We start from the raw sequence: 11,592 nt of genomic DNA on the forward strand, positions 1-11,592 counted from the left end.
ACTCATGAAAGACAAACAACAAGCATTATTTGAACCCGCTTTAATACGCCATGCACTTATCGACGCAGTGAAAAAATGCCATCCCGCTATCCAATGGCGTAATCCCGTCATGTTTGTCGTCTATCTGGGAAGCTGCCTGACCACCGTGTTGTGGCTGGGGATGTTAACGGAACAGCTCACCGGTAATGCACTCTTTACCGGCTCCATTGCCTTATGGTTATGGTTCACTGTACTTTTCGCTAATTTTGCCGAAGCACTGGCAGAAGGCCGTAGCCAAGCCCAGGCGTCCAGTCTGAAAGGCGTAAAAAAAACTACGTGGGCGACCCGATTAGCTTCCGCTAGCCGTGATGCAGCAAAGGAAAAAGTCACTTCAGACCATCTACGCAAGGGCGATATTGTGCTGGTGGAAGTGGGCGAAATTATCCCCTGTGATGGTGAAGTTCTTGAAGGGGGTGCTTCCGTTGATGAAAGCGCCATTACAGGAGAATCGGCTCCCGTGATCCGCGAATCTGGCGGTGATTTTGCTTCAGTCACTGGCGGGACACGGGTTTTATCGGATTGGCTGATTATCGAATGTTCTGTCAATCCGGGCGAAACCTTTTTGGACAGAATGATTTCGATGGTTGAAGGTGCCAAACGACGCAAAACTCCCAACGAAATTGCTCTCACTATTTTGCTCACTGCGCTGACTATTATTTTCCTGCTGGCCTGTATCAGCCTACTGCCCTTTTCCTTGTTCAGCGTTCAAACCAATCAATCAGGCGATCCCATCAGCATCACCGTGCTGGTTGCCCTGTTAGTCTGCCTGATCCCCACCACCATCGGCGGATTACTTTCAGCCATTGGCGTTGCGGGTATGAGCCGCATGTTGGGCGCCAATGTCATTGCCACCAGTGGACGCGCGATTGAAGCTGCCGGCGATGTGGACGTTTTGTTACTGGATAAGACGGGAACCATTACTCTCGGTAATCGTCAGGCATCCCAGTTTCTACCTGCACCGGGCGTAACTGAAGAACAACTGGCCGATGCTGCGCAACTTTCCTCACTCGCTGACAAAACACCGGAAGGACGCAGCATCATGATTTTGGCAAAACAGCGCTTCAATATGCGCGAGCGCGATCTGCGCGCACTCAACGCGACATTTATTCCTTTCTCAGCCATGACACGCATGAGCGGCGTCAATATAGGCACCCGCATGATCCGTAAAGGCTCAGTAGATGCCATCCGCCGTTATGTTGAGGCCAATCACAATCAATTTCCCGATGCCATTGATCTATTGGTGCAGCAGGTCGCCAGTAAAGGTGCAACGCCATTGGTCGTTGCGGAGAATCAGCGTGTTTTGGGTGTGATCGCCCTGAAAGATATTGTGAAAGGCGGCATCAAAGAACGTTTCAGCGAGATGCGCAGAATGGGGATCAAAACGGTGATGATCACAGGCGACAATCATTTAACCGCCGCTGCAATTGCAGCAGAAGCCGGCGTTGATGATTTTCTGGCAGAAGCTACGCCCGAAGCGAAGCTCGCGCTGATCCGCCAATACCAGTCTGAAGGGTGTCTGGTTGCCATGACCGGTGACGGCACAAACGATGCTCCCGCGCTGGCTCAGGCGGATGTTGCCGTTGCTATGAATTCGGGGACACAAGCCGCAAAAGAGGCTGGAAATATGGTGGATTTGGACTCCAACCCCACCAAATTAATTGAAGTGGTGCATATTGGCAAACAAATGCTGATGACCCGTGGCTCCTTGACCACATTTAGCATCGCCAATGACATTGCTAAATATTTTGCCATCATTCCCGCCGCATTTGCGGTCACTTATCCCCAGCTTAATGCCCTGAACATCATGCATCTTCATTCGCCGGAATCGGCGGTGCTGTCTGCCGTTATTTTCAACGCGATCATCATTATCTTTCTGCTTCCTTTAGCGCTAAAAGGCGTCAGTTACCGTGCGATGAACGCACTGTCACTCCTGCGCCGAAATCTTTGGCTATACGGCCTTGGTGGGCTGCTCGTCCCCTTTATCGGTATCAAGCTCATCGACATATTGCTCACTATTCTGGCTTTCAAATAAGGAGATTAAAATGATTGGGTTACGCGCTTCCATCGTCCTACTGACATTCCTGACTTTAATCACTGGCATCGCCTATCCGTTGCTGATAACGGGCATAGCAAACGCCTTATTTCCCCATCAGGCCAAAGGTGCGTTGATTGAACACAATGGCAAACTGGTTGGTTCAGAATTAATCGGTCAGTCATTTACCCAAGCCATCTATTTTCATGGACGTCCGTCTATGACGTCGGAACAGCCTTACAATGCCCTGTCATCTGGAGGAAGTAACCTCTCGACAACCAATCCCGCCTTGACTCACCAAATACACCAGCGGGTTACTCAGGTACGTTTATTCAATCATTCAGAAAACAACGCCATTCCTGTCGATCTCATCACCGCATCCGGCAGTGGTTTAGATCCCCATATTTCCCCCAATGCGGCTGAATTTCAGGCACAACGTGTCGCCACTGCCCGCCACTTATCCATAAATGTGATTAACAAATTGATTCAAGCGCATACTGCATATCCTCCACTGGAATATATGGGTGAACCCGTGGTAAATGTACTGGAGCTTAATCTGGCACTGGATAACCTGAAATCACAAGGCTGATAATATATGGATCAGATTGAACCCCTGCGCCCCGATCCGGATGACTTGCTGACACTGGCAAACGAAAAACCCCGTGGCAAACTAAAAATATTTTTCGGAGCCTGTGCAGGAGTAGGTAAAACCTATGCCATGTTACAGGAAGCGCAGCGGCTGCTGTCTCAGGGGCTGGATGTTATTGCCGGTGTTGTCGAAACCCATGAACGACAAGAAACCGCAGCACTGCTGACAGGCTTACCCCAATTGCCACCAAAGCATATTCGCTATCATGAGCGCAGAATTGCCGCATTTGACATTGATGCGGCCATTGCCCGTCATCCTGCCATTATCCTGATGGACGAACTGGCCTTCAGCAATCCTCACAGCAGCCGTCATCCCAAACGTTGGCAAGATGTGGAAGAGTTGCTGGAAGCAGGTATCGATGTCCTGACCACCATCAACGTGCAACATCTGGAAAGCCTGAACGATGTGGTCGGCGCCATTACGGGCATTCGTGTTCGCGAAACCATTCCCGATCACATATTTGATCATGCCGATGACGTCGTGCTGGTTGATATTCCACCGGATGATCTGCGCCAGCGCCTTAACGACGGCAAAGTCTATATTTCCGGTCAGGCCGAACGGGCTATTGAGCATTTCTTCCGCAAAGGAAACTTGATCGCGCTGCGTGAGTTAGCATTGCGCCGCACGGCAGACCGTGTTGATGATCAGATGCGTGCTTTCCGTGATACACGGGGAAAAGAACCTGTCTGGCACACACGGGATAACCTGTTGCTGTGCATTGGCTGTAATGCAGGCAATGAAAAGCTGATCCGAACCGCGGCTCGTCTGGCGGCAAAACTGGGTTGTAAATGGCATGCCGTTTACGTTGAAACCCCCAAATTACACCGGCTGCCAGAAATCAAGCGGCGTACCATCTTGAAAGCATTGAAGCTGGCACAGGAGCTGGGAGCTGAAACTGCCACGCTTTCCGATCCTCATGAAGAAAGAGCTATTCTGCGTTATGCAAGAGAGCACAATCTCGGCAAAATCCTTATTGGGCGCTATTATGGCTCACATTCGACTTCATTTAGTGATAAATGGTTTGGTTTTAAATGGCGCTCTGATTTCGTTGAACGTTTAGGAAAATTGGGGCCTGATCTCGATCTCATCATTGTTGCACTGGAAGACAAAAAACGCTGGGATAAAGAGCAACGAGATAACCGGGCATTCCACGAAAAATGGCGCGTCCAGATTCACGGCTTCCTGATGGCGATTATGCTCTGCGCCTTAATCACCCTGTTCTCCCGTGCCTTTTTACTGACCCTTGATAAAGCCAATCTGGTCACACTCTACCTGCTCGGTGTCGTCATTATCGCCCTGTTTTATGGCCGCTGGCCTTCTGTCTTTGCCGCCTTTATCAATGTCATCAGTTTCGACATCTTTTTTGTCCAGCCGCAATGGTCACTGGCCGTCACAGACATGCAATATCTGCTTACCTTTACCGTGATGTTGATCGTGGGAGTAGTCGTGGGAAACTTGACCGCAGGTATACGCTATCAAGCCAGAGTGGCCCGCTACCGTGAACAGCGAACGCGGCACTTATATGAAATCACGCGTGAACTCAGCCGTGCCTTGAATGAAGAAGACGTTGCCCGCATCAGCTATCACTTTTTGTCCAACAGCTTTCAGGCAAAAACGGGCTTGCTGCTGCCGGATAGCGACGCACGTTTATATCAGGTGAAATCCAATAACGGCGGACAAATGCAGATCGATGAGGCGATAGCTAAATGGAGTTTTGACAAGAAACAGCCTGCAGGGGCAGGAACCGACACATTACCCGGCGTACCCTATCAGCTATTTCCTATCGCCACGGCTTCACAGGTATTTGCTGTCCTTGCTATCGAATCGCCTAACTTGCGCCAATTATTAGTACCGGAACAACAGCGGTTATTACAAACGTTCACCGGGCTTATCGCCAACGCACTGGAACGTTTGCACCTTTCCCGTCGTGCGGAATCCGCCAAGCTAGAGACCGAACGGGAGCAATTGCGAAATTCACTACTGGCCGCACTTTCCCACGATTTACGCACTCCGTTGACGGTTCTGTTTGGGCAGACAGAGATACTGATGCTAGATTTATCCACTGAAAATTCGCCTCATACCCAACAGGTTAACCAAATTCGTCAACAGATCCTCAGCACCTCACGTTTGGTCAATAACCTGCTGGACATGGCACGTATTCAATCCGGCGGTATTCAACTTAATCTTGAATGGCAGTCACTGGAGGAAATTGTCGGTAGTACCCTGCGCTCATTAGAATATACCCTCAGCCGCTACACGGTAGAACTTTCCCTGCCAGCCAATTTATTATTGCATTGTGACGCATCCTTACTGGAACGAGTCTTCATTAATTTGCTGGAAAACGCCATTAAATATACCCATGAACAGACACCATTAGGCATACGAGCAACCACCGAACACAAACAGGTACATATTGAAATTTGGGATGCAGGCTCCGGTATTCCACAAGGACAAGAACAATTCATTTTCGACAAATTCTCACGCGCCCGTAAAGAATCCGCCATTCCCGGTGTGGGATTAGGGCTAGCGATTTGCCGTGCCATCATTGAAATTCACGGCGGCCGTATATGGGCAACTAACAATAAAAAAGGTGGAGCCAGTTTCCACTTTGTTCTACCGTTAGATGAGGCGCCCAAAATTGAAGAAATCATTGAGGAAACGTGAGCATAACCAAAAACAGTACGATCTTGATCGTTGAAGATGAAAAAGAGATCAGACGTTTCGTCAGATTGGCTCTGGAAGGCGAAAACTGGCGCGTATTTGAATGTGACACACTGAAACGCGGTTTAATTGAAGCCGCCACCCGCAAACCCGATTTGCTGATCCTTGACTTGGGATTGCCCGATGGTAATGGCATTGATCTGATCCATGATATCCGCCAATGGAGCAGCATTCCGATCATTGTGCTTTCCGCACGCGATAATGAGCAGGATAAAGTAGCGGCGCTGGATGGCGGCGCTGACGACTATCTGAGCAAACCTTTTGGTATCAACGAACTGCTTGCCAGAGTCAGAGTCGCCCTACGTCGTGCCACCAAAGCCAATCAGCCCGATCCGGTGATTCATTTTGCCGATATCAGTGTTGACTTAATCAATCGTCGGGTCTTAAAAGGCCAGAAGGAGCTTCATCTTACGCCGACGGAATATCGTCTGCTGACCGAATTGCTGACCAACAGCGGCAAAGTGCTGACCCAACGCTATTTGCTCAATCACGTCTGGGGGCCGCATTATGTCGAGCATAGCCATTACCTGCGGATATACATGGGGCATCTGCGGCAAAAACTGGAAGAAGACCCTGCCCGTCCCAAGCATTTACTGACAGAGACTGGTGTGGGTTATCGATTTATGCCCTGATGCCCTGATAAAGTTTCCTGTTATTTTCTACGGACAGGTAAACCCGTACCTCGGATACCCTTCTGTGGTAAAACCAGCACCGCTGCTGACCAAGCTGGCATTGTCACCATGCCATCTTCGGTTATTTTGATTCCGGCAGCTAAAGATGCATTCCCTAATCTGCTTTGAATATCATTTAATTTCAAACCATGAGTATTGAGATCTCTCACCGTGACGGGTTTTGACGCAGCATTAATCACCACCACTAAACCATCAAACCGCAAATCACGATCATCATCGGTAGTGTTGCCGTCATCAATGGTCATGACCAGTAATCCGAGTTGCTGATGTGGCCCCACATTACGAAAATCGATACGTTGCTTGACTGATTCCCCCTTACCAAGGGTCATCAAAGGTGAAAATTGACGCAGACGTAACAGTTCCTGATAGAAAACCATCATCTGTAATAACTCACTTTGGCCTGGTTTTTTCACCTGATTTTTCACTCTATGAATCAGTGCATAATTATCACCGTCATCCCGTTTCCCCGGCATACCAACATCATAGTTGTTATCTTTGTAGTTATAACTGACACGGTTAAACCAATCGCCTGCATTATAAGAATCACGAGTAAACGATTTTGAGCGTAGTAATTCCGACCCTTGCTGATCGAAAGCCAGCCCTTGCCCGAGGAGTACTGTGGAAAGAGAAATGGCCTGCATACGAAGCCTTGTCGCCAGATCCGCCTGATAAGCAGCTTTGTAGCTGATGATGTCCCATAATGTCTGATTATCGTGCTTAGAGACATAATTAATCACTTCAATGGGATCAGCGGCATAACCCGCAGCGACACCTTTGTAGTTAATTTCCCGACCCGCTTTCACTTTCCCATCTTTATCGATCATGACAAAGTCAGCCAGATTACCCGCCATCCCTAGACGGACCAGATCCGCCAAATGACGAGCTTCATTCGCATCTAATACGGCAATTTCGTTAGGTAATGTTCCTGCACCGTTACCCATTCCCTGATTAATACGAATATTATCAGCAGAATCAAACGGCCCGCCACCGCGTACCGAATCCCGCAATCGATCCGAGAAAGTACCAATACCAGAGCCTTTAAGATTAATCTGTGAAGCCGTTTCGAACCGATCGTCCTGCCCGGAATTCCAACCCTCACCGAAAAAATAGACCGAGGGATTAATTGTGCGGACTTTTGCCAGCGCCGAGACAATCTGAGCCTTAGGATGGTAGCCCATTAAATCAAAGCGGAACGCATCTATCTTATAGTGCTTAACCCAAGTCACTAATGAGTCTTCGATAAGCTTGGAGAACATCCGGTGTTCGGGTGCGGTATCAGAGCAACAGGTATTATTTTCAACATTGCCCGTAATTTCATCCAAACGGTGGTAATACCAAGGCACGACTTTATCCAGCACCGAAGTTCGATGTGCAGGGCCAGCGGCATTAGTATGGTTATACGCGACATCCATGATCACATTCATCCCCAGTTGCTGCTTGATGGCCTGAACCATGGCACGAAACTCTTTAATACGCACTGAGCCTTCTGCATGAGTGGCATAAGAGCCTTCCGGTACTGAGTAATGGAACGGATCGTAGCCCCAGTTATAGGAGTCGGTTTCTGCAATCATTTCGTTTAACTCTTGTACTTGCGGATTGCTGGCACTGTCACCGCGTTGTAACGCCTGCAATACTTCCCTCACGGTCAGGGAACGGTTGCAATAATCAGCGAAGCGGCTATTTTTCACCGTTGTGTTGACTTGACATAACCGATTGAAGGGCTGATTAAGATCAACCACGTTATGACTAAATTCATTAATAGAAGCGATATCAAACACGGGCAACAGCTCTATATGAGTCATTCCGGCCTGACTCAATGCCTTTAGGTGTTTGAACATATCGCTGCTGTTAGCCGTGAGAGCCAGATACTTACCACGCCAAGCTTGTGGTACTGTGCTGTCCGCAACGGAGAGATCCCGGATATGCGCTTCATAGAGGGTCATACGCGCAATATCCGCCGGTGTCTTCTGCGGATGCGGCATGCTCAGGTCATCCCAGTTTTGTGGCTTAAGGGCTTCGTCATCCAGATTGATGACCTGGCTATATTCCGAATTCGTAGACAGGCTATGAGAATAGGGATCGGTAACCTCATAGCGTTCCACCTTGCGGGAATACGGATGATACACGGTTAAAGCATAGCGGTAGTAAGCCCCGATCAAATTCGTATCACCCTGCCATGACCAAGAGCCACTCTCCGCATCGCGATTCATTGTATGATTGGCGATGGCCTGTTTATCTTCATTATAAATAACCAGACCCACATTTTGAGCCGTCGGCGCCCACAGGCGGAAAGTCACCTCCGTGTCGTTTATCAGTGCGCCATACTCCAGTGTTTCTGCGATGCCGGCAAAGCGGTCGTCCAGCACACCAGCAATTTGTACTTGAGTTGCCGATAATAACAAGCCTTCTTCATTGGTCGCCAATGCCACCAGATCACCGGTAATCAGCCGATCAACATCCGTGTTCTCTGGCAGATGGAATGCGGGTAACTCCGCCAGATGAGGAAATCTTTCGGCTGTCTTTTTGCTCAGAGTTGTCGGTGTTAGCGCCAGATAACTATCGGTGAAATTTCCTTCGTCATTCGCCTCTACCTTGTTATGTCGGTTATAATATAAACGGACATGAGGCTTATCTGCTCCCTCTGGCCATAATAGTGTCCGTTTATCGACCCAATGTGCTGAAGCCTGAAGATCGTCAGCAGTGGTGACTTTAGCAGGTATGTTATTCGGAATATAAGCCATCGGTTCCTCGGTGATTTTGGGTAAATTATTTTTGTTATCACAGCTAGTGAGTAGTAGAAAAAATAAACTGCTTAATAGGATCAGGTAAGCCTTTTTCCAAAACTGAGATTCCATAGCCAGACCTTTTAATAGCAAGAGAGCATCGACTATTTTAGGGTTGAAAAAATGAGATTAGATATTAAATGCTGTCTCAAACGATTAGGCATCCTCCTTGGGTTATAAAGGGAGGGAGGAGAAAATAGGCGGAGTTTTACTGCGGGGGCTTTAATGGTCGCTTTGGGATAACCCCACTCGCCGGAAGCAAAAAGCCGCAGCAACAGTCTATTGCTACGGCTTTTATAATCTCTTCAGATAATCAATCAACCGGCGGTAAACACCTGATTGACAATTTCCAGCGCTTCCTGCTCAATCTTCTCGCGATGTTCTGCGCCGAGGAAACTTTCACAGTAAATTTTGTAGGCTTCTTCCGTACCTGAAGGACGAGCGGCAAACCAGCCGTTGTCGCTCATCACCTTTAAGCCACCAATAGAAGCACCATTACCGGAAGCGGTAGTCAGGCGTGCAGTGATGGGATCGCCGGCCAGTGTGTTCGCCTTGACCATTTCCGGTGACAGTTTGGACAGCAAGGCTTTCTGCTGATGGCTCGCCGGAGCCTGAATACGGCTATAACTTGGCGTACCGAAACGTGCAGCCAGTTTGTCATAGCGCTGCTGCGGATTCTCTCCGGTAGTCGCCGTCATTTCCGCCGCTAACAGGCAGAGGATAATACCGTCTTTATCCGTTGACCACGGCGTACCGTCAAAACGCAGGAAGGAGGCGCCAGCACTCTCTTCACCACCAAAGCCCAGCTCGCCTCGATATAACCCATCGACAAACCATTTAAAACCGACAGGCACTTCCAGCAGCTCGCGTCCCAGATCCGCGACTACGCGATCGATCATGGCACTGGAAACTAAAGTTTTGCCCACAGCAACTTTTTCAGACCATTGTGGACGGTGACGGAATAAATAATCCACAGCCGTTGCCAGATAATGGTTGGGATTCATCAAACCGGCTGGAGTGATAATCCCGTGGCGGTCGTAATCAGGGTCATTAGCAAAGGCTAAATCAAACTTACCGCGCAGCTCCAGCAGACCCGCCATCGCCCAGCGTGATGAACAGTCCATGCGGATCACACCGTCATGATCCAGCGTCATAAAACGGAATGTCTGATCGACCTTATCATTGACCAGCGTTAAATCGAGATTGTAGTACTCACCGATCCGCTGCCAGTAAGCAATACCTGAACCACCCAACGGATCAATACCGATTTTCAACCCTGCCTGCTGTATGGCCGCCATATCCACAACATCCCCCAAGGATGTCACATAAGGATCAACCAAATCCTGTGGATGCAGATATTCACTCTTCAGTACCCGCTCATAAGGCAGACGCTTAACCCCGTTCAGGTCATTCGCCAGCAATGCGTTGGCACGCTTTTCAATGATTGAAGTTAAATCAGTATCGGCAGGCCCGCCATTAGAAGGATTATATTTAATACCGCCGTCTTCTGGCGGGTTATGGGATGGCGTAATCACAATCCCATCCGCCCGGTTTTTCCCCTGACGGTTGTAGCACAAAATAGCGTGGGAAATAGCAGGAGTCGGTGTAAAACCATTATTTTCCTGCACAATCACCTCCACACCATTCGCGGTCAGGACTTCCAGCACAGAAATGAAAGCTGCTTCAGACAGTGCGTGGGTATCTTTGCCTACATAGCATGGGCCAGTAATCCCCTGCTGTGCACGGACTTCCACTATCGCCTGAGAAATTGCCAGAATATGCGCTTCATTAAAGCTGTTGCGGCCAGAACTGCCACGATGACCGGAAGTGCCAAATTTGACCTGATGAGCCGGATTTTCGGGATGGGGCTGTAGGGTGTAATACTGGGATGTGAGCTGTGCAATATTGATTAAATCATGCTGCTGGGCAGGCTGCCCCGCTCTTGGATGAGTTGCCACTTTATTTCTCCTGAAAGGCTACACTGGCTTATTCGCCAGTGCAGTTTAATCAATTCAGCGGTTTAAATCAGTTAACTGATCGAGTTCAGTTAAATAGTGCCACACACTCTTTCAATCACATTTGCCGGAAATTTCATATCCTGCATAACGTGTTCAACCATGCTGCGTTTACGGTCGGTATTGGTATTAGTGATAACCCAGAAAGGTGTGCCAGGGATATGACGTGGCTTGGTGTGATTACCACTGGCCAGTAGAGTTTGCTCATCTCCCGCAAAATAGGTACGGGTACGGCCATGCATGGCTTCTGTTGTTTTCGCAAAGCTTTCGCTGTTCAAACTGTACAGAGTGGACAGAATCGACATGAAACGCTCAACGGATTTTTTCTTTTCAGCATACTCGTCAGAAAGCAATAATTCACGAACAACGCGAACAACATCACGGGAGCGTGCAGCCGGCACTTTGCTGACAGAGACAGATTCTCTGGCAGGCGGTGTAGTTTGTACTGGCTGCCCGGCATCCACTTTCAATATGCGCCGCAAAATATCAGATGCACTTTCACCGATATGCAGGGTTTGGCTTGCAATAAAGCGGTAAAGGTCTTCATCAACTTCTATCGTTTTCATTTCTATCCAGTACTGTTCTTAATGAAAAAATTATTCTGAGATTATAAGATATAATACAGCAAAACAAAACAATTAAACTTTCAATAACTTAAAGT

General features: G+C 48.6%; 7 protein-coding genes. 4 read left to right on the top strand and 3 right to left on the bottom strand.

Features of this window, described 5'->3' with window-relative positions:
• Nucleotides 1-4: 4 nt before the first annotated feature.
• Genes kdpB through kdpE form a run of 4 tightly spaced genes read left to right on the top strand, consistent with a single transcriptional unit; the run spans nt 5 to nt 6,073 of the window.
• Nucleotides 5-2,071, top strand: coding sequence for a potassium-transporting ATPase subunit KdpB (gene kdpB / locus NXS07_RS00140; RefSeq protein WP_038222363.1), 2,067 nt, complete (start codon nt 5-7; stop codon nt 2,069-2,071).
• A 10-nt stretch (nt 2,072-2,081) separates the two neighbouring features.
• Nucleotides 2,082-2,660: a potassium-transporting ATPase subunit KdpC gene (kdpC, locus tag NXS07_RS00145; RefSeq protein ID WP_038191847.1), complete on the top strand. Its 579-nt coding sequence runs from the start codon at nt 2,082-2,084 to the stop codon at nt 2,658-2,660.
• Between the two features lie 6 nt (nt 2,661-2,666).
• A complete protein-coding gene (kdpD, locus tag NXS07_RS00150; protein WP_038222361.1) occupies nt 2,667-5,384 on the top strand; it encodes a two-component system sensor histidine kinase KdpD in 2,718 nt (905 codons plus the stop codon).
• Nucleotides 5,381-6,073, top strand: a complete 693-nt coding sequence (gene kdpE / locus NXS07_RS00155) for a two-component system response regulator KdpE (protein ID WP_038206383.1) — start codon at nt 5,381-5,383, stop codon at nt 6,071-6,073. The genes kdpD and kdpE overlap by 4 nt, the downstream gene beginning before the upstream one ends.
• A 20-nt stretch (nt 6,074-6,093) precedes the next feature.
• Here kdpE and pulA read toward each other — a convergent pair whose 3' ends face one another.
• From pulA to seqA, 3 genes are all read right to left on the bottom strand, one after another.
• A complete protein-coding gene (pulA, locus tag NXS07_RS00160) occupies nt 6,094-8,874 on the bottom strand; it encodes a pullulanase-type alpha-1,6-glucosidase (RefSeq protein WP_051862925.1) in 2,781 nt (926 codons plus the stop codon).
• Nucleotides 8,875-9,233: 359 nt separating this feature from the next.
• Entirely contained in the window at nt 9,234-10,874 is a 1,641-nt protein-coding gene (gene pgm / locus NXS07_RS00165; RefSeq protein WP_038222360.1) for a phosphoglucomutase (alpha-D-glucose-1,6-bisphosphate-dependent), read from the bottom strand.
• Nucleotides 10,875-10,963: 89 nt separating this feature from the next.
• Nucleotides 10,964-11,497: a replication initiation negative regulator SeqA gene (gene seqA, locus NXS07_RS00170; protein ID WP_038222358.1), complete on the bottom strand. Its 534-nt coding sequence runs from the start codon at nt 11,495-11,497 to the stop codon at nt 10,964-10,966.
• Nucleotides 11,498-11,592 lie beyond the last annotated feature (95 nt).

This window comes from Xenorhabdus bovienii (genome assembly GCF_024721015.1).
GTDB lineage: Bacteria > Pseudomonadota > Gammaproteobacteria > Enterobacterales > Enterobacteriaceae > Xenorhabdus > Xenorhabdus bovienii.